Annotated in this window: 16 protein-coding genes and 1 tRNA gene; 13 read left to right on the plus strand and 4 right to left on the minus strand. The window is 62.0% G+C overall.

Going from position 1 to position 20211, the window contains the following annotated elements:
* The first annotated feature begins 71 nt into the window (after positions 1 to 71).
* The 5 genes from HZ994_17705 to eno all read left to right on the plus strand — a co-directional run bounded on the left by HZ994_17705 (position 72) and on the right by eno (position 7687).
* Positions 72 to 476 (plus strand): hypothetical protein, encoded by a 405-nt coding sequence (locus HZ994_17705; protein QTN34076.1) that lies wholly within the window; start codon positions 72 to 74, stop codon positions 474 to 476.
* A 30-nt stretch (positions 477 to 506) separates the two neighbouring features.
* Positions 507 to 2435, plus strand: coding sequence for a hypothetical protein (locus HZ994_17710; protein QTN34077.1), 1929 nt, complete (start codon positions 507 to 509; stop codon positions 2433 to 2435).
* Between the two features lie 84 nt (positions 2436 to 2519).
* The gene (locus HZ994_17715) at positions 2520 to 4280 is read left to right on the plus strand and encodes a BatA domain-containing protein (protein QTN34078.1); all 1761 of its coding nucleotides are present in this window, start codon (positions 2520 to 2522) and stop codon (positions 4278 to 4280) included.
* A gap of 234 nt (positions 4281 to 4514) precedes the next feature.
* The gene (locus tag HZ994_17720; protein QTN34079.1) at positions 4515 to 6356 is read left to right on the plus strand and encodes a GreA/GreB family elongation factor; all 1842 of its coding nucleotides are present in this window, start codon (positions 4515 to 4517) and stop codon (positions 6354 to 6356) included.
* 32 nt (positions 6357 to 6388) lie between these two features.
* Entirely contained in the window at positions 6389 to 7687 is a 1299-nt protein-coding gene (gene eno, locus HZ994_17725) for a phosphopyruvate hydratase (GenBank protein ID QTN34080.1), read from the plus strand.
* A 103-nt stretch (positions 7688 to 7790) separates the two neighbouring features.
* On the opposite strand, the gene HZ994_17730 is transcribed toward eno, so the two are convergent.
* Positions 7791 to 8351 (minus strand): L,D-transpeptidase, encoded by a 561-nt coding sequence (locus HZ994_17730; GenBank protein ID QTN34081.1) that lies wholly within the window; start codon positions 8349 to 8351, stop codon positions 7791 to 7793.
* Positions 8352 to 8495: 144 nt separating this feature from the next.
* Between HZ994_17730 and HZ994_17735 the strand changes: the two genes are divergently transcribed.
* The 3 genes from HZ994_17735 (at position 8496) to HZ994_17745 (ending at position 10170) form a co-directional block, all read left to right on the plus strand.
* Positions 8496 to 8577 (plus strand) — tRNA-Leu (locus tag HZ994_17735).
* Between the two features lie 18 nt (positions 8578 to 8595).
* Entirely contained in the window at positions 8596 to 8808 is a 213-nt protein-coding gene (locus tag HZ994_17740; protein QTN34082.1) for a hypothetical protein, read from the plus strand.
* A 66-nt stretch (positions 8809 to 8874) separates the two neighbouring features.
* Positions 8875 to 10170, plus strand: a complete 1296-nt coding sequence (locus HZ994_17745; protein ID QTN34083.1) for an SGNH/GDSL hydrolase family protein — start codon at positions 8875 to 8877, stop codon at positions 10168 to 10170.
* A 70-nt stretch (positions 10171 to 10240) separates the two neighbouring features.
* Here HZ994_17745 and lexA read toward each other — a convergent pair whose 3' ends face one another.
* Complete coding sequence (gene lexA / locus HZ994_17750; protein ID QTN34084.1) at positions 10241 to 10855, minus strand: repressor LexA; 615 nt, start codon at positions 10853 to 10855, stop codon at positions 10241 to 10243.
* Between the two features lie 284 nt (positions 10856 to 11139).
* Here lexA and HZ994_17755 point away from each other — a divergent pair, with 284 nt between their 5' ends.
* Positions 11140 to 12234 (plus strand): hypothetical protein, encoded by a 1095-nt coding sequence (locus tag HZ994_17755; GenBank protein QTN34085.1) that lies wholly within the window; start codon positions 11140 to 11142, stop codon positions 12232 to 12234.
* A gap of 270 nt (positions 12235 to 12504) precedes the next feature.
* Here HZ994_17755 and HZ994_17760 read toward each other — a convergent pair whose 3' ends face one another.
* Positions 12505 to 12741, minus strand: a complete 237-nt coding sequence (locus HZ994_17760; protein ID QTN34086.1) for a hypothetical protein — start codon at positions 12739 to 12741, stop codon at positions 12505 to 12507.
* A 123-nt stretch (positions 12742 to 12864) separates the two neighbouring features.
* Between HZ994_17760 and HZ994_17765 the strand changes: the two genes are divergently transcribed.
* The 4 genes from HZ994_17765 (at position 12865) to HZ994_17780 (ending at position 17728) form a co-directional block, all read left to right on the plus strand.
* Positions 12865 to 13365 carry a nucleoside deaminase gene (locus HZ994_17765; GenBank protein QTN34087.1) on the plus strand — a complete coding sequence of 167 codons (501 nt, stop codon included), beginning with the start codon at positions 12865 to 12867 and terminating at the stop codon, positions 13363 to 13365.
* Between the two features lie 46 nt (positions 13366 to 13411).
* A complete protein-coding gene (locus HZ994_17770; protein ID QTN34088.1) occupies positions 13412 to 15250 on the plus strand; it encodes an FAD-dependent oxidoreductase in 1839 nt (612 codons plus the stop codon).
* Entirely contained in the window at positions 15228 to 16892 is a 1665-nt protein-coding gene (locus HZ994_17775; protein ID QTN34089.1) for a 4Fe-4S binding protein, read from the plus strand. The genes HZ994_17770 and HZ994_17775 overlap by 23 nt, the downstream gene beginning before the upstream one ends.
* An 86-nt stretch (positions 16893 to 16978) precedes the next feature.
* Positions 16979 to 17728, plus strand: coding sequence for an FAD:protein FMN transferase (locus HZ994_17780; protein QTN34090.1), 750 nt, complete (start codon positions 16979 to 16981; stop codon positions 17726 to 17728).
* Positions 17729 to 18104: 376 nt separating this feature from the next.
* On the opposite strand, the gene HZ994_17785 is transcribed toward HZ994_17780, so the two are convergent.
* Entirely contained in the window at positions 18105 to 20204 is a 2100-nt protein-coding gene (locus HZ994_17785) for a transglutaminase domain-containing protein (protein QTN34091.1), read from the minus strand.
* Between the last annotated feature and the right edge of the window lie 7 nt (positions 20205 to 20211).

Consider the following 20211-nt stretch of genomic DNA (forward strand, 5'->3'; position numbering starts at 1 on the left):
CTTTCCCGGATTATTTTCCTGAAGTGGCCAAGGTGCCACAGCATCCCAGTTTCCAGCATTCAACCAAATCCATGGCACGTCGCGCTAGTTCCAGCACCAACCCAGTCCTCATCATCGTCATCGTCGTCGGTGTGATCGCCGCCGTCTTCGGGGGGAAAATCCTGATGACCAAAAAATCGGAAACCTTCTCAGATGTGAACCCGCTCGTGATCCAGGACCTGCTGGACAACGGCAACAGCCTTCGGAACAACGAATACCTCATCGAAGGGAAGATCGACGAGCGGTATTTCCGGGACAACAACCCCTCGTCCATTGTCACCGTGCGGGTCAAGACGGATGCCGGGGATGAGATCGTTTTCGTGAAAGTGCCCGAAAAATTCAACAACATGAACATGGAGCGCGAGCAGCGCTACGCCTTCAAGGTGAAGTTCGAGCAAGGCGGCATCCCCGTCGCCACGAACATCAATCGCCTCTGAGATCCAGCAACCACCCCTCAACCAACGGCCATGAAAAAACTACCGCTCTACCTACTCTTGGGACTCGGGTCCCCAGCCATTGCGCAGGTCTACACGCCGCCCGCAGCCCCGGGAGCGCCCACGACGCCACCGGTCGACAGCAGCCCTGCGCCCCAGAAACAGCCTGCCGCCTCGCCCCTCGGCCAGGAGATCCCGATGCTCGATCCCTCTGCGGAAACCATCACCGTCGGGGGCGTGGCCATCCCCCTTGGCGACAACCGACTGCTCAAGGCGCGCTTCGAGAAATACCTCAGCCAACCTCCGGAGACCAATGAGGATGCCGCTGAATACCGGAAGAACATCGACGAGATCCTCGGCACGATATCCCCGTTCCGCAGCGGCGGCCCGGATCTCAAGGGGGCTTTCCAGCTCCTGCCGCGCGCATCCACCTATCCCGGCGATGCGAATCTCTGCATGTCCCTTGCCGAATCCATCTACATGGCCCTTCTCGCCAAGCAGGATGTCAGGCAGCTCAGGGAACTCAACGATTCCATGGACAAGGAGAAAATCGAGATCGCCCGCAAGGCGGATTGGGATGCCCGCCATGACAAGGACAAGACACTGGGCGACACGGGGACACCCGCCGGCGGCGGTGGCGGCGGTGCCCGTCCGGGTGGCGGCGGAGGCGGAGGCGGAAGAGCAAGCCAGCCCGCGACAAATCCGGGTGCCGGCGTGAACTCCCTGAAATACGCGGACACCCTGCGGCGCATCGCCGAAATCGAGGTGCTCAAGAAAAGCAACATCGTCCGCACCGAGGCGCAGACGATCCAGACCAAGGCGCAATACCAGGTTTCCATGGTCCAGTGGTTCGTCCAGCGCCGCTACGAGCATGTGCTCATGGCCGCCCGTTTCTACAACCAGATCTGGAAAGACGGCGACACCACGCTGCGCGTGGACAAGGGCTCCGATGTGTCCAAGCTCTTCTCCCAGTCCCTCGGCATTTCGCCCACCGTCGCCTCGCTCGACTCCCTTTCCAACGAGGCCATCCGCGAGGTGGAGAAATACATCGAGGCTTTCGATCTCATGCTCTCCCGCGGCGAGTTGCATTCCGCCTCCCAGCGCCTGATGGAAGCCTATGCCCTGGGCGAATACCTTGCGCCGGTCGCCACCCTGCCGCTCGAGAAGAAACTGCGCGTCGCCGCATACGTCCGGGATCTCCACGAGCTCTATGGCACTCTCCAGGCCAGGGATTACGTGAAAACCAAGGAACTCGCCGCGCGTCTCAAGGAGACAGCGAAGGATTTCCCGTCCTCCAAGGTGGATTCCGCCATCGCCGGCTACACCCTCGCCTCCGATCTCGCCATCGAGGAAGCGAAATCCCATCTCATCGCCCGCGATGCCGACAAGGCGGCCGAGAAAATCAAGCAGGCCGCTGAGATCTGGCCGACCAACCCAAAGCTCCAGGAATTCCGCGATCTCGTCGGCAACTCCGGCGCGGTGGTGTCCGCCCGCAACGACTTCGACCGCCTCCTCTCCGAGGGCAACTACCGCGAGATCGCCAAGCGCCAATACGAGTTCGCCCCCGCCATCCAGGGTGATGCGACCCGCGAGGACGCCTTCAAGCAGATCATGGAGAACCTGATGAAGATCGAGTCGGCCATCGGTAAGGCCGCGGAATTCTCCCGCATGGGCCAGAACTACGGCGCATGGGAACAGCTGGCCGAAATCCGTGAGGAGTTTCCGGACGATCCCAAGCTCGGGCGCGAACTGGAGCTGCTCGCGCCCAAGGTGGCGGATTTCACCCTCGCCCTCGACAAGGCCAGGCAGTTCGAGAGCCGCTCGCCCAAGCAGACCGGCTCCTCCCTCACCTGGTATCTCAAGGCCCGCAACATCCACCCACAGTCCGAGCAGGCGGAAAAAGGCATCCAGCGCCTCCTCGACGAAATCCTCCCCGGCCAGCAGACCACCGGGATAGAATGAGCCGGCAAGATGAGGCCGGGCAATTCGCTTTACGCCGAATCCCGTCTTCAGCCGAGCAAGTTTGAAATCTGAAGTTTCCCCCGAATGTTCGCGAATCCCCTCGGCCTCCTGACCCTGCTTGCCATCCCGGCCATCCTTGCGATCCATTTCCTCCAGCGAAAGTCCATCACCCTGCCCGTCTCCACCCTGTTCCTGTTGGAGCGCACCCAGCGCGAGGCGACTTCCGGGCGGCGCTTTGAGCGGCTCATCCCATCCGTGCCGCTGTGGATGCAGCTGCTCGCCGTCCTGCTGCTCGCCTGGTTTCTCTCGGAGCCGCGCTTCGGGAAGGAAAACTCCGTGCAGCGCGTCGTCATCGTGGTGGATGGCTCCGCCTCCATGACGGTTTTCAAAAGGGAAGCCATCGCCGCCCTGCGCAAGAAAATCCCGGATCTCCAGGGCAGCGCCTCGGCGATGGAACTCACATTGATTCCATCGGCACCCGGCGCGGATCGGATTTACTCCGGCACCTCCACCGAGGATCTCATTACGGCCTTGGAAAATTTCTCCCCGGACAGCGGCATCATCGATCCCTCCCAAGCCCTGCGCCTCGCCCGTTCCATCGTCTCCAATGACGGCATCGTCATTTACCTCACCGATACCCCGGTGGAATCCCTGCCCTACGAGGCGGGCTTGCTCGCCGTCGGCAAACCCACCGACAACGTCGGCTTCACCGGCATCAGCTTCGAGGAGAAGGAAGGAGCCCTGACATTCAAGGCCATCGTGAGGAATTACGGCACCTCTCCCGCCAGCCGGACCTGGTCGCTACGTGCATCGAACGGCTCCACGGAACCCCGCTCCTTCGATATCGCGCCGAAATCCTTCGTCACCCTTTCCGCCGCTTTTCCCGAGGGCGCAGATAACGTCTGCCTGAACCTCTCGGCGGATGCCTTCACGCTCGATGACTCAATGCCCCTCGTCGCCCCGCAGCCCAAGGCGCTGGAGCTTTTCACCGCCACCTCCCCGGCCTTCGAGGATCTCACCCAAAAGCTTCTCCGCTCCCTCGCATCCACCCGTGCCTCCACAGATGCCGCCACCTCGGATCTTGTCATCACCTCCTACGATCCGCTCGATCCCAGCCTGCCGGAAACCAACGCGATCCTCTTCGTCGAGGATCCCACTTCTGCAGGGAAATACCTCAAGGGCGGCATCCTCGCCGAGGCGCACCCGCTCATGGACGGCATCAACTGGCAGGCCCTGCTTGTCCGCGAAACACTGGAGCTGCCACGCCGCCCCGGGGACAGGGTTTTGCTCTGGCAGGAGAAACGCCCGCTCATTTTCCTCCGCGAAAACACCGGAAACAAAAAAATCCTCTGCTTCAACTTCGACCTCCGCCTCTCCAACGCCACCCAACAACCGGCCTTCATCGTCCTGCTCCACCGCTTCGCGGAGTCGCTGCGTGCGGCGAAGGTCGCGCCCGAATCCCTCAACCTGGAGACCGGCCAGGAAATCCGCATCGCCACCGCCGCCGGCATACCCACCGAGGTATCCGCCACCGATCCCACGGGTAAAGCCATCCCCGCCCCGCAGTCTTCCCGCGCCCCCTCTGCCCCGGGTTTCCTGAGCATCACGCAGGAAAAGCAAGCCCTACTCACCGCTGCCGTCCATTTTGCGGACACCCGCGAGGCGGATCTCAACTCCTGCGCCCCAGCTGAGCTGAACGGCCTCTCCAACTCCGCATCCCTGGAATTGCACACCGCCCCCGATCCGTTCGCCCGGCTCTGGATACTCGTGCTCCTCGCCGCGCTCCTTGTCGCCTGGCACTTCACATCGCCAAGGGAAAAAACCGCGGCTGCCACAGCAGCCTGACCGGGAGAATTCCCGCGCCTTGAACCACCCGGAAGGGGCTGACTCTCATCGAGGTCTTCGAGCATCCGCTCGCCGACAAAAGGAACCGCGATCTGGAAGTTGCGGCTGCAATGGGAAACGCCTGGGCGGGCAGTGCGCCGCACTTGCCGCGATTTCCCAATCGCGGTTCCATCCCAAAACCGATTTGTCACCACTAGGCTTGCGTTCCGGGTTCTGCCTTTCCAAGCTGTGCGCATGCATCCTGATGTCGAGAAATTGGTAGAAGCCGGAAAAATCCCCAAAGCCGTTGGCGAACGCCTGTCACAGCTCTCCCCGGGGAATTTCTGCCTCCACAAGTCCTTCGGAGCGGGGAAAATCGTTTCATGGGACTTCGGGAGCAAGAAAATCACCGTGGATTTCGAGAACTCCAGCGGCCAGGAGATGGATCTCCAGTTCGCCATGCAGAAGACCGAATGGATCCCGGAAGACGACTTCCGCGCGGTGAAGATCGAGCAGGTTGAGGGACTCCGGAAGCTGGCGAAGACGGATTCCGTGGCTCTGGTCGTCCACATCCTCGAGAGCCACGGCGGCACCATCACCGGCGATGCCATCGAGCAGCTCGTCAGCGGAGCGGTCATTCCGGCCAAGGATTACACCAAGTGGTGGAACGCCACGAAAAAGGCTCTCAAGGAAAGCCGCAAGGCGGTCGTGCCGACAAAACGCACGGAAAACATCGTGCTGCGCGATTCCGACATCACCCCGGCCCAGGCACTGCTTGCGGATTTCGAGGCATCGCGGGACATCAAAGGCATGATCAAGGCGCTTGAGGCCATCGCGGCGGACATGGGTGCCTTCGACAACGATTCCGAAGCCCTCAGGCAGCTCCTCACCGACATCGATGACGGGGCGAAAAAAGCCGCCCGCGTCCAGCTTGGCGGCGCGATGCAGCTCATCGCCGCCCGTGACGAGGTTATCGGCAGCAGCAAGGCGCTGGAGCTCGATCCCGGCGCCGTCCGCCTCAGCGACCTCATCGCCGGCTCGGATCTCAGCCGCATCGCGGAGGAACTCGTCGCCCTGCCTTCCACCCGCCAGCGCGCCGTTTATGAGGCATTCGAGACCGCCTTTGGCGATGAATGGATCGAGAAAATCGTAACCGTTTTCGATCAGGTCGGCGCACGCGGCGTTACCGAGATTGCCCGCATCCTCGGCGAGAACGATGGGATGCCCGCCCTCATGGAACACCTCGGCTCCGCCCTCGCCCGCCGCGCCCTCGGCCCGGATGCGCTCATCTGGGTTTGCCGGGAGCGGAAAGGCGCCGCCGTAAGCGTTTTCGGAGCCGATGTCGGTGCCTCCATCCTCAATCTCCTTGAAAACGACCACCTTTCCGATGGTCCGCGCAAGACCTCGCGGCTCCAGACACTGCTCAACGAGGACAAGGCGCTGCTTTCCGATCTCGTCACGAACATGGATCTCAACGAAGCCAAGAACTTCGCGCGCCGCCTTCTGGATTGCCCGGTCTTCGGCGATCTCGAGAAAAAATCCCTGATGGCGCGCATCATCAGGGTGCGCCCGGAAACCGTGGAACTCGTCTCCGGCCAGAACGCCGCCAGGCGTGAGGAGCCGCTCCTCGTTTCCTGGCCGTCCCTAGAGAAAAAGAAGGAGGAACTCCAGGAACTCATCCGCGAAAAAATCCCCCAGAACCGCGAGGACGTGAAAATCGCCAAGTCCTACGGCGATCTCCGCGAGAACTTCGAATACAAGTCCGCCAAGGACATGGAGAAATACCTCAACCACCGCCGCACCGCCCTTGAGCGCGAGATCGCAAACGCCCGTGGCACCGATTTCAAGGGTGCCGACACCAAGACCGTCAACATCGGCACGGTCGTCGTCCTCGCCGACGAGGACGGCAAGGAACAGACCATCGCCGTGCTCGGTGCATGGGACTCGAACCCCGACAAAAAGGAGGTCTCCTACATGTCCGATGTCGGCAAGGCGCTCATGGGGCTATCTGTCGGAGACGGCGCAAAAGTCCGCGACATGGAAACCGAACAAATGCGGACATTGACGATCAAGTCGATTTCAGCTTACCACGCCTGAGGAAACCAGTTTCCCAAACCAATCAGAATAACATGGATCTTACCACAATCGTAGAAATCAGGGGCCGCGAGGTCATCGACTCGCGCGGAAACCCAACCGTGGAGGTGGACGTCCACCTCGAAGGCGGAGCCGTGGGCCGCGCCGCAGTCCCATCCGGAGCCTCCACCGGCGAACACGAGGCCCACGAACTCCGAGACGGCGACAAGGCGCGTTACCTCGGGAAAGGCGTGCTCCAGGCGGTCGAAGCCGTCAACGAAACCATCGCCCCGGAACTCCTCGGCTTCGATGCCACCGAGCAGGCATCCATCGATGCGATGATGATCGAGCTCGACGGTACGGCGAACAAGAAAAAGCTCGGCGCAAACGCGATCCTCGGTGTTTCCCTGGCTGTTGCAAAGGCGGCAGCATCCCAGTGCGGCATCCCCCTCTACAAATATCTCGGCGGCCCGAACGCCAAGGTGCTGCCCGTCCCGATGATGAACATCATCAACGGCGGCTCCCACTCGGATGCCCCGATCGACTTCCAGGAGTTCATGATCGTGCCCATCGGCGCACCGACCTTCCGCGAGTCCGTCCGCTACGGCGCGGAGGTATTCCATGCGCTCAAAGCCGTGCTCCATCACCGCGGCCTCTCCACCGCCGTCGGCGATGAAGGCGGCTTCGCCCCGAAACTCGATTCCGCGGAGGACGCACTGTCCGTCATCTGCCAGGCGATCGAGAAAGCCGGCTACAAGGTCGGCGAGGACATCTCCATCGCCCTCGACGTCGCTTCCTCCGAGTTCTTCAACAAGGAAAAGGGCAAGTATGTCTTCCACAAGTCCGACGGCTCCGAGAAGACCGCACAGGAACTCGTGGCATTCTACGCCGATCTCCAGAAGCGCTTCCCCATCATCTCCATCGAGGATGGCTGCGATGAGAACGACTGGGACGGTTGGAAAATCCTCACCGACACCATGGGCAAAAACACCCAGCTCGTCGGCGACGACCTATTCGTCACCAACTCGAAGTTCCTCCAGAAGGGCATCGACCTCGGCGTGGCCAACTCCATCCTCGTCAAGGTGAACCAGATCGGTTCCCTCACCGAGACCTTCGACGCCGTCGAGCTCGCCAAGGAAAACGCCTACACCGCCGTCCTCTCCCACCGCTCCGGCGAGACGGAGGACAGCACCATCGCCGATCTCGCGGTTGCCACCAACTGCGGCCAGATCAAGACCGGCTCCATGTCCCGCTCGGATCGTATCGCGAAATACAACCAGCTCCTCCGCATTGAGGAGGAGCTCGGCGAGGACGCGATCTACGGCGTATCCAAGCTCAAGGTTCTCAAGAAGTGATGACAATGGTGGCAATCTCAGTCCGCCACCGATTCATTTTCCGACCAAAAGCCCCGGAGCGATCCGGGGCTTTTCCCGTAAGAATAGGACTCCCGGGGGGGGCTCAGCCTCTCGTAATGCGCACCGGGGTGCCGAGGCTGGCCGCGGCATAGAGCTTCGGCACGAAATCCCTGGGCAAGCGGATGCACCCGTGGGACAGCGCCTGGCCGGGCTTGCTGATCTCCCCCGCATGCAGCCCGACGCCGTAGGAGGTGAGACGCATCCAGTTTTGCATTTCCGATCCCCTGTAAACATGGCCGGGCGGCACAGGTGTTCCGGCACGTGCGCTCGGCACCGCCACCTTCCCTTCCGGATCCGCGATCCAGCCGTAGCGGTTCGAAACCTTCAGCGGCATTTTTTCAGTGATGCGGAAATCGCCCACGGGAGTGGAATGCCCCTCGCGCCCGGTAGAGACATAAGACCAGCCGACCTGCCTGTCGCCGCGCATGTAGGCCGCTTTCTGCTCCTTGAGGTTGATCCGGATGCTCAGTGGTTCCCCTTCGCCGGTGTCCTCCCACTCATACATCACGATCTCCGCCTTCTTCGGCGGCTCCGGGTTCATCAGCCCGCAGGATGCCAGCAGCAGCGGAATGATGCACATCGGGGCTTTGGATAAATCGCGCATGATTGGTGGCGTGCCTTGCAGATGGGCGAGCTACTATTGGAGACTCACGCACAGCGCAAGCCATTCCATCCGGATGCATTCCAGCACCCGGCCAATCTGTGTTCTTGCAGCCGGTGGAAAATCTGACCAACCTTCCGCCACAGCGCCGGGGTGGCGGAATTGGTAGACGCGCCTGACTTAGGATCAGGTGTCTTTTGATGTGCAGGTTCGAGTCCTGTCCCCGGTATCTCCAACACACAAGGTCATGATCGAAGAACTCAAACAAAAGCTCACCGCACTCGGTATGGACGAGGCAATGGCAACCAAGGCGATCGCCACCGTGGCGGATTTCGCGAAATCCAAGCTGCCCGCATCACTCCACGGGGCCATCGACGACGTGATGTCCGGCAACAAACCGGATCTCGGCGGCCTCGGCGGGATGCTGGGAGGGCTTTCCGGGCTCTTCGGCAAGAAGTAGCGGCACGGCAGGCCGGTGAGTTTCCCGTTGTTTCCCGGCGGGCCGCTGCGATACGTTCGCTGCGGCATGATACGGATACCCACAGCCCTTCTCCTCTCCCTTTCGCTCGGCGTTTTCGCCAAGGAGGCACCGCTCCCTGCGGAACTTTCCGCATACAGGCTCACCCCCGTACCGGAAGCATCGGTCGCGTTGGAAAAGGGTGACCGCCTCGCCATCTGCGGGGACTCGATCACCGAGCAGAGGATGTATTCGGTGCTCATCGAGACATACCTCGCGGCGTGCCTGCCGGAGCTAGGCATCACCTGCCGCCAATATGGCTGGAGCGGGGAGCAGGCCGGAGGCTTCCTTGCCCGCATGGACAACGATGTGCTCCGTTTCAAGCCCACTATCGCCACCTCATGCTACGGGATGAACGATTTCCGCTACGTCCCCTTCGACAAGGCGATCGCTGCTGAGTATGAGCGCAACCAAACAAGGATCGCGGAAAAATTCAAGGCGGCGGGCACCCGCTACGTGATCGGCTCATCCGGCATCATCGACTCAGTGCCCAATTGGGTGAAGACCGCCACAGGCACCAAGCAGGAACTCAACCTCTCCCTCTCGGAATTCCGCAACATCGCCCTTAAGGTCGCCCGCAACCGGGGTGCCGGCTTTGCGGATGTCTATCGCCCCATGTTGGTCGCCGATTTCCATGCGAAGCAGCACTACGGGGAGACTTTCCAGGTGAGCGGCAAGGACGGTGTCCACCCCGGCTGGGCGGGGCACGCGATCATGGCCTACGCCTTCCTCAGGAGCCTCGGGGTGGATGGCGATCTCGGCACCATCACCTACGACGACGCCACCGGCATGGCCTCCTCCACCGGTGGCCATGAAATCCTCTCCGCATCCGACGGCAGGATCGGCGTCCGCAGCCACCGCCTTGCCTTCGCGCCCGGCCCCGGTGCCGCCGATAGCGACGCCTCGCTCCGCGCAGGAATGGCGCTGGTGCCCTTTGATGCGCAGCTGAACCGATTTCTCCTGAAAATCACGAATCCCGCAGCGGAAAGCTACGAGGTGAAATGGGGTGGGGAAACAAAGCATTACACCGCCGCGCAACTCCGGGCCGGCATCAACCTCGCCGCCGAGTTCCACGAGAATCCTTTCGTCGCCCCGTTCCGGAAAATCCAGGCTGCGGTGACCGCCAAGCAGGGCTTCGAGACAAAGCAGATCAAGGGACTCGTCCACGGCAAGCAGGGCAAAGCCGACATGGAAGGCACATTCGAGCGGAGCGAACGGGAAAGGGCCGGGTTCGTCGAGAAACTGGCGGCCGCCATCGGCCCGGTGGAACACGGATTGAGCATCTCACGCGCAGGCAACCGCTAGTTGGCAGGCGCAGGTGGGTGGGGGCAGGGATACGAGTCTTCCCAGGGGGCTCCGCGGAACCCGGCTTTTTTCAGGCAGCCCTGCGTAGCAGAGCTACCATCACTCCCTGGACCAGGAGCTCGCCGACGGGGATGAGATCGGGGAAGTCCGGGTTCTCCGCCTTGAGAAATGTTTTCCCGTTCTTGGAAATGAAGCGCTTTAGCGTCGTCTCGCCATCGATGAGGGCGGCGACGACCTCACCGCTGCGGGGTGTGCGTTTTTCGAGGATCACCGTATCGCCGTCACAGATATGTGCGTCGATCATGGATTCGCCGCGCACCCGCAGGGCGAAGGTTTCCTTCTTGCGCGCCACGCCGAGCGAGGCGACGTCAATGGAGATGCAGCCTTCCTGTTCCTGCTCCGCACCCTCGGCGAAGCCGGCGGCGATGCTGCCGTAGATGGGTATGTCGCAGATTTCCTCGCGATCCAGGTCTTCCGGGAAAACGACGGCGCGCGCCTTGCCCGGGAGGCGCTGGATCACCCCCTTTTTCTCAAGCGCACGCAGGTGGCTCATCGCCGCAGTCTGGCTCGCGAAGCCGAAGTAATGCTGGATCTCCCGGGTGGACGGCATGATGCCGGTTTCGCGCTGGGCCTTGCGGAGATAGTCGAGGATCTCGACCTGACGGGATGTTATGTTGTGTGCCATGGCTTTTGAACAGTGTTCTTGGGAACAAACTACACCTACGCCGCGAGTCCCGTAAAGGGGAAACTTTCCTACGGGCATTCTGTTCTCCCCCGGATTCCGAGGTGATCCGGATCAATCCGATCACCGTTGAAAGAGTATGCCCTTCGCGGTTCAAAAACCTTTTTGCTGTCACGTTTTTGGATGATCGCATCCCTAATGTCGGAACCCTGGCCATTGAACAGAAAAAAAAGTGTTAATTCGAAGATTTTCTGATTATCATCTTTTACGAAAGATTTTTCCCGCTTATGAAGAAGCCCCAGAAGCAGCTCCTCTCCGTGATGTTCCATCTCGCCGTGCTCTGCGGCATGGTGGTGACCTACGATGCGGGCAAGGCTTTGGCTCAGAAGCTGGGATGGATCAAATCCGGGCACAAGGCGGCGGAAGGAACGGCCATCGACTTCATGGATAAGGAGCCGCAGCTGTCCACGGAGATCGATCCGGCGCTGGAAAAGCTTGTTGCCAAAAAGGACGGCACTTTCCTTTTCCGAACGGACATCCCTTTTCCGCCGCATCTCAGGGTGATCAGCACGGATGTCACCAAGTTCCACGATGTGAACATCGCGAAACGTGTGGCCGATGGCAGCCAGCGAACCAGGGAAAGCCTGCGGATCGAGGAGGTGATGGAGTATGAGATGGCCGGAAAATCGGTGCGCTTCACACAGAGGCAGATGCTAAGCCAGCGCAAGCCGACCGCCGCAGAACGGTTGGAGAGGCTCAAGGCCATCGAGGCGGCGGTGAAAAAGGGGGCCGAGCCGCCAGCGGATCCGTTCAGCACTGTCGGTGAGCTCGTCGGCAAGGCCGTTCAGTTCAAGACCGATGGGAAGGCATGGGCCGTGATGCCCACCAAGGAATTCAAGACGATGGCATGGGGCAAGGGCTTGGAGAAGCAGGTCGGTGACATGCTTGTTGCCAACGGGCTGATGCGGAAAGCGAGATGGTTCGGCGACAAACCCCTGCCGATCGGTCATAAGCTGACGCTTTCCGGGGACAGCCTCGATCTGGTGCTAACGGGCGGCCGGAGCGGCAGCCTGGATATGGAGCTCAAGGGGATGGAAGGGGTGCACGGGCATCCCTGTGCCGTTTTCGAGGTTTCGGGAGCGGTCAAGCTCGATGAAGATACGGATGACCAGGGCAGGACAACAAGCGGTGAGGAGACCATCGAATCCGGTAGGATCTGGTTTTCCCTGCTCTATCCCGTGGTTCTCCGCGGCGAGATGGCCATGATCGTATCCTACGACACTCGGGAGAAAGGAAAGCTGGTCGAGCAGTTGCAGGGCAAGGCCGAGAAATCGTTCCACCGCAAGTGGGGAGCCGTCACCAAGGCAGCTCCGAAGGAGTAATGCCAGGCGCGGGCCGGCGGGCCCAGTCCTGACATGCGCTAGCCAAAGCCAATATTTCTGTTAGTCGGCCGCCCTTACTTCGAATGGCAAATGATAGGTGTGGGAAAGTCCCCCGCAATAGCATCGCCTAGCTTCTCGTTATCGCCTTCCAAGGAGCCACTCCGGAGGCTGCATTCACCGGGCTTTCAAAAATACAAGTCCATGGGAGGGGCTGACCGTGAGCGTCCAAAGAAGCGCCTCTTGTCGTAAGCGTCGTAGGTGTGCTACGTGCTACGATAGCGACTTCCCCGTCTTTTTTGGGGTGCTGGCGCGGGTGGGGTTTTTCCGCTTGGGCTGCGGGGTTGTGATGGGCGAAGGTGGCGGCTGGACATGTACTTTGGGAAGCTCCCCGAAGATCCAGACGAGGGATTTCCATGTGGCGACGTTCCGGGGGCGGCGGCCTTCGATGAGGCCATACTCATCCTCCTGTATGTCGCAACGCAGATCAGATCGCCCTTTTCGATTCATGGTTTCCCTTCCCTCCATGGACGGATCATCCGTTCATTTGTCAGGCGAATGAATCCGTGAGGATCGTGTCTTGATGGAGGTTGCCGTGGCTGGGATTCTCCTTTAGAACCCGGCGTGACGCAAATGAACGAGGTACCTATCATCGACCTGCAGAGCGACGCGCATTTCATGCAACAGGCGATGCGCGAGGCGCACAAGGCCTACGCCGCCGGCGAGGTGCCTGTCGGCGCGGTGGTGGTGCACGAAGGGAAAATCATCGGGCGCGCATGGAACCAGGTGGAAACCCTCAAGGACGCCACCGCCCATGCGGAAATGCTCGCCCTCACCGCCGCGCAGCAGGCGCTGGGCGATTGGCGGCTGGAGAAATGCACGCTCTATGTCACCAAGGAGCCCTGCCCGATGTGCGCGGGTGCCATCGTCCATTGCAGGCCGGACCGCGTGGTCTTCGGCTGCTCCGATCCAAAGGCTGGCGCTGCGGGCGGCTGGATCAATCTTTTGGAATCGAACCCGCCACTCAACCACCGCTGCGATGTCACCGCCGGAATCTTGGGTCAGGAGTCCCTTGCCCTGCTCCAATCCTTTTTCCGCGAGGCCCGTCAGAGGAACAAGATGGAGGAATCCTGAAAATTTTGATGGAATCTGAGAGTAGAAGCATGGTGCCATTGATCACATGAAGTACCTTATCCCCATCAGCCTGCTTGCCGCCGCACAGATCCACGCGGCCACCTTCCTAGTCGAAGCCGAACAGTTTTCCGACAAGGGCGGGTGGGGGATAGATACCCAGTTCATCGAGTCCATGGGGTCTCCCTACCTCATCGCGCATGGCTTGGGGAAACCCGTGCCCGATGCCACCACCGAGGCCGATGTCCCGGAAGATGGGAGCTACCGTGTCTGGGTGCGGACCCTGGATTGGACGAAACGCCTTGGCCGCCCCGCCAGTGCCGGGCGTTTCAAGCTTTCGGTCAATGGTGCAGCCCTCGCGAACGAGCTCGGGAGCGGCGAGCCGAAATGGACATGGCAGCTCGCTGGCCAGACCGAGCTCAAGGCCGGAAAAGCCAAGCTTGCGCTCCAGGATCTCACTGGCTTCAACGGCCGCGCCGATGCCGTTCTTTTCTCCAGCGATCCCTCTTTCTCCCCCCCTGCTGACGCAACGTTTGAGGAGCGCACCGCCTGGGAAATCCCTGGAGTTCCAAGCGGGATCGAGGATGCCGGGAATTTCGATCTCGTCGTTGTCGGTGGCGGCTACGGTGGCATCGGCGCGGCGGTTTCCGCAGCCCGCATGGGAGCGAAGGTCGCCCTGATCCAGAACCGTAATGTGCTCGGCGGCAACGGTTCGTCCGAAATCCGCGTCTGGGCGATGGGGAACTATCCGCCCAGCGAATATCCGCTCGACGAGATCATCCGAGAGATCGAGGACAAGGCCTCCGCCTCGCCCGCCCCAGCCGAGGAGTTCGTCGATGACAAGAAGGAGAAAGTCGTCCGCGCCGAGAAAAACATCAGCCTCTTCCTCGGCCACCACGCCTACGGACTCGACATGGCGGATGGGAAAATTTCCGCCGTCAAGGCCGTCGATATCGACGCCGGGAAGATCAAGCGCATCAGCGGGAAATTCTTCTGCGACTGCACCGGACACGGTTTCATCGCGATGTGGTCCGGCGCGGACACGAAGTTCACCGAGAAGGGCCGCATGGGCATGAGCAACATGTGGATCTGGGAAAACCAGCCGGAGGCTGTTTTCTTCCGGGAACAGCCGTGGATGTACAAATTCGCCGCCGATGATTTCCCCTACCCGAAGGTGCGCCACGGCTTCGGCCACGCCGAATGGTTCTGGGAGAGCGGCTACGACAACCATCCCGTCAAGGAGCTCGAGAACACCCGCGACCTCAACCACCTCGCCTCCTTCAGCGCATGGAATTCCATCAAGAACCACGGTGCCTACGCCGAGCGTGATGAAAAGAAACACGCCAACTCCGCCCTCACCTGGATGGCATACATTGGCGGCACCCGCGAGACCGTCCAGATCCTCGGCGATATCATCCTGACCGGAGACGACGTTCGAGGGAAAAAGGATTTCCCGGATGCGACTTTCAAGACCACCTGGTCCATCGACCTCCACTACCCGGTGGAAAAATACAAGGATACCATCCCCGGCAAGCCATTCATCGCCCGCGCCGTCCACGGCCCCGGGGTGGACAAGAAGGTCGGCTACGCCGTGCCCTACCGCACCCTCTACTCCCGCAACATCCCCAACCTCTTCATGGCCGGGCGCAACATCAGCGTGGAGCGCGATGCCCTAGGCACAATACGCGTGATGAAGACCATCGGCATGATGGGTGTCACCGTCGGGCGTGCCGCCGCACTCGCCACAGTCCGCGATTGCACCCCGCGCGAGATCTATGAGAAACACCTCGACGAGGTGAAAACGCTCTGGAAAATGAAGGGAGCCGACCGATTCGAGACACTCGCTGAGTTGGAACAATCCCTCGATGGACAACGCAAGAAGCCGTAAGCCACAGGTCGCCCGCCGCATCCGGCGCTGGGGGCTCGGCGCATACCGGCTCGCCCTCATCCTCGCCGCCCTTGCCTGCCTCCGCATCTCGCCCCGCGAAACGGGTGACCTCGATCCCGCGCGCATCCTCGCGGAAGCGAAAGCCGTCCTGCCTGCGGCCGAATCCGTCGGCGAACCCTCCGAAGGCCTCCACCCACTGTTGGGAAAGGACGGGGAACCCGCCGGCTGGGCCACCTCCACCCTCCCGCAGGCGGAGGAAATCATCGGATATTCCGGCACCTCAGAACTGCTCGTCATCTTCGATCCCGATCGCAGGGTGAAAGCCGTCCGTTTTCTCTCCAGCCAGGACACCGACGGCCACGTCGCGAAAGTCCGCGGGAGCGCCGACTTCTGGTCGCAGTGGAGCGGGAAGCCGGAGGCAATGCTCGGCGAGCGTGCCGCCCCGCTCATCGTCTCCGGTGCAACGCTTACCAGCGAGGCCATGGCACGCGGGGTCGCGGCACGCTTCGGCGCGAAGGGCATGGACCAATGGTTCCCCGAGTCGCTCAGGCTTGCCGATGTGGAAAAATGGTTTCCCGGGGCGGATGCGATCACGGATGGCGGCTACCCGGGCAGTTTCTCTGTTAGGAAAGGTGCCGAAGACCTCGGCAGCGTCCTACGCAGCAGCCGCATGGGTGTTTCGGCGCGCGGTTTCAACGGCACTTCCGATGTCATCGTCGCCCTCGATCGCGAGGGAGGGAAAGTCCTCGGCATCGGCCTGCTCGGCAGCCGCGACAACGAGCCTTACGTCGGCGATGTCGGCGAGGAGGTGAAATACGCCGACGGATTCGCCGGGAAAAACATCGCGGATATCCTCGCCGAAGACCCGCGCGAATCGCCCTCGCTTTTCACCAGCGGCGCCAGCTACACGAACAGCGCGGTGGTCGCCAGTGTCAGCGAAATGCTGCGCCGCCACATCGCCGATGGGGCGTCCCGCGGCTTCCCATGGAAAAGCTCGCTCGCCCTCGCATGGATCGCGCTCGGCGTCGGTTTGGCGTTTCACGAGAGCGGGAAACGCCGGAATATCCGCACCGCATACGCTGCGGTTTCCGTTGTCGCCGGCCTCGGCCTCGGCTGGATGGTCAGCCAAGACCAGATCATCGGCTGGGGGGCGAACGGCCTCGGCCTCCGCAACGCGTTGCCGCTCCTCGTCCTGACAGCCGTTGCTCTCCTCGTTCCCGCTTTCACCGGGAAAAACGTCTATTGCAGCCACATCTGCCCTCACGGAGCCGCCCAGACCCTTGCCGGGCGGTTCGTGAAGAAGCGCTTCCACCTCCCGCCCAAGCTCCATGCAATCCTCGTGCGCGTCCCCTGGCTTACACTGCTGGTCATCTGGGCGCTTGCTTTCCTAGCCAGCGGCGTGCCCTTCGCCTACTTTGAGCCTTTCGAGACATGGAGCAGCGGCTATGTCGCCTTCGTCCCCGCCGCCATCCTGACCCTCGGCATCCTCTCCGCCTTCTTCCTCCCGCAAGGCTACTGCCACTACGGATGCCCGACCGGTGCGCTCCTGAAATTCCTCACCCATTCCCCATCCGCATGGACGCGCCGCGATACCATCGCCACCTTGCTCATCGCCACCGCTCTCCTCTGGAATGTTCTCTAACAGTGAATGGACGCCCGATGAACATTTTCGATAAACCATGCATTCGCGTTCATTCACGGACACTCTCGGTTTCCCTCTTTCTGTTTTTGGCTTCGTGCGGTGGGGACAAGGAGCCGCCCGTCCTCACCGGCGAGGCCATGGGCACCACCTGGAAGCTGGCATGGCGGGGCGATTGCAAAGCCGATCTCGCCGCCGAAGTTCCGGCTGTCCTGGGGAAATGGGAAAACGTCCTCAGCCAGTGGCGCGAAGATTCCGACCTCTCCCGCCACAATCGCGGCGAGCATGCCACGCCCGAACTCCGGCGTGTCATCGCCCTCGCCGAGGAAATCCACGATGCCAGCGCCGGTGCTTTCGACTACCGCATGCTCAGGGAAACCAACGTGGCGGGCTTCGGCCCGGCTGGCGACGGGATGGATCTTTCCGGCATCGGCAAAGGATTCGCGGTGGACAGGGTGGGGGAGCGGTTGCGCGAACTGGGCGTCAACGATTTCGTATTCGAGCTGGGCGGCGAAATCCTCGCCGGAGACGGCGAATGGGAGGTCGCCATCGAAGCCCCCGACCCCGCCAGCCGCAAGGCGCTCCGCACCGTGAAGCTGAACAACCGAGCCCTCGCCACCAGCGGCAACTACCGGCAGTTCCAGCCCGCCCCCGGCGGCCTTGCAGGGCACATCCTCGATCCCCGCAACCGCAAGCCCCTCGTCCGCCCTCCCTCATCCGTCACCGTCATCGCCGCCGACTGCGCCACCGCCGACGCCTGGGCCACCGCCCTGTTCGTCCTCGGCAGGGAAATCGCAGATCCCCCGAGCCTCGAAGTGCAATGGAATGAGCCGGATTGAACGCCTTCCGCGAGGTGGCGCAGTCGGCTTTCTATGGCAGGAGTTCGGAAACGAAACTTGTCAGAGGAACCCTTGCCCCCCCGTTGCCTTGTCGAATCCATCAACCCAGCGGGCGCATCCTGCGGCATTTACGATGGAGAATGCCCACAGACAACAGAGCGCAATGTTCGATCTGGACTCGGATCGGGTCGCCAAGGCGTAACATGCCGTCACCACGAGGCACAGCCAGACGGGAAGCGCCCAGAAGATTGCCAGTTGGTCGCTGCCGAGAAGGATCCAGACACCTTGTGGAGCCAATCCAAGCATCGCCAGGCCGAAACCAAGCATCACGGCCAATGCCCGACACTTGGATCGTCGCCACTCATTTGAAGAGTCCTCATGCATGCCCTTGCTGCGATTGGGCTTTGTGACTCCGGCGTTTTGCGCGTTTCAGGGTGGGGGCGAGGGCGGCGGCAAGGGCTTGCAGGCGGCTTTGGGCGGCAGCGGGCGGGGGCGTGGGATCGAATCTGAGGCGCTGATGGAGGCGGATCGCCTCCTCGAGATCCGCAGCGGGCAGGCCGAGCCCGGCGAGGCGGCTCAGCCAGTGGGCGAAGGTGACGCCGGGGGGGCGCGGGCCAAGGATGCGGCGCGCCTGTTTTTCAAGGTCATGTAGCGGAGTGCGGGCACCTGCGGCGGCCCGGGCCGGGGCATTGCCGCCGACGAGGAGCTTGGAGCGCCAGAGCCTGCGGACGATGAATGAGAGCACCCCGCCGCCTAACAGCCACATGACGATGGTGGCTCCGAGGCGGTTCGCGGGACGGTTGCGCCAGAGGAAAAAATCCTCCTGGAAGCGCTGGAAGGCATCGGCGAGCCACATCGAGCCGGATTCGCGGCTTGTCTCCATGGCAAGCCAGCCGGGAGGCGTGGGGTCGAAGTCCGTCCAGGCGGCTGTTTCCGCGTCCCAGACGCGGGTCCATGCATGGCCGTGGGTGCCGCGGATCACGAATTCGCCGCGGTCGTTGTCCTTTTCCATGACCGCATAGCCGACGCAGTAGCGGGCCGGCACTCCCGCCTCGCGGAGCAGCAGGGTGGCGGCGGTGGCGAAGTATTCGCAGTGGCCGCGCTTGCCGTTGGTGAGGAAAATGGTGATGGCGGTCGGCTTGGCCATGCGAGCCGGGCCAATCGTGAGGTAGCGGGTGTAGGTGAACTCTTCCTCAAACCATTTGCGGATGCGCGCGGTTTTCGCGGCGGTGGTGGGCAGCTCGCGTAGGCCGAGGGCGTCGGCCGTTTGCCGTATCGCATCGATCTCCTTGCTGTTTACCGCGAGATCTTGCTTCGGCCAGGGCGGGCTTTCCGGGGCGATCCTGTCACCCCAGCGGACGGTGCCGTCGATGATGGAACGCTTGGGGAATACGCGGACGGTGCCGAGCGGGTTGATCTCGATGTCGTCCAGCTCGAAGTGCAGGAGGCTGGATGCGCTGCCGGGAAGGGGGATGGGGGCTTCCGACTGCGAGGCGCCCCGCAGACGGAAGGAGGGCATCGATTTCAGGATATCCGTGCCGGTCATTTTCTCGCGCATGAGGAAATGGGGGATGCCGGGCTCAAGCTCCAGGGTCGGGAGGTTGCGGAAATCGTTGCCGTCCTCCTCAAGGGTTTCGAGGAGTTCGTCAGGCAGTTCGTTCTGCCATGAGATGCGCTTGTAGCTGTTGTAGCTGGCGAGGCGCAGCAGCCGGGGAGGGGCGTTGTCGTTCAGGGGCGTCAGGCGCCATAGCATGTCCGGGGATTGCTTGATGCGGCCGAGCGAACCGATGCTGGTCCTGCTGACGGTGGGGTCGGTGCGAGGGTAGCCGCCGGGCATGTCCCTGTCGGTGGCCCAGCGGTAGAGCCTTTCCATGCCGAGCTGGCCGCCAAGGCCGAGCAGCCCCGCGATGACGATGATGGCGGCGAGGGCGAAGGGGCGGGCTTTCACGCGGGAGAAGACCAGCCAGCCGCCGAGGATGATGAGTCCGGGGAGGAAGGCGGCTTGCTGGGCGTAGGTGCCGAGGCTGGCGGCGATGGCGGCGGTGACGAAGTAAGGGTTCCCGAAGTTGAAGTGGATAACGGAATCACCGAGGCCGAGGCGGCGGTTGCGCTCGCGGTGGAGGTGGGCGAAGAAAGAAAGGCTGTTGAGCGGGATGCGGTCGCTCAGTCCGTAGCTCTGGACGAACTGTAGGGGCAGGAACAGCAGGGGAAACCAGGTGATGAGTTTTGGCAGGGCGGTGTAGCGATCCCCATCCAGCCAGATGAGCACGCCTGTGATGGCGGTGAGGGCGATGCTGATGCGCCATGCGCGTGAGCAGGCGGTGGTGTTGAAATCCCAGCGGAAACGGATCCAGTTCGCACCCTCGACGATGAGCGCGACGATGAGGCCCATGAGCGGGCGGCCTGTCATGGCACCCCAGAAAAGGAGGGCTGCGCCGAGCAGGAGCCTGGGCGGGGGCTGGACGGTTTTTTCCATGGCGTTC

The sequence above is a fragment of the Akkermansiaceae bacterium genome, from assembly GCA_017798145.1.
GTDB lineage: Bacteria > Verrucomicrobiota > Verrucomicrobiia > Verrucomicrobiales > Akkermansiaceae > Luteolibacter.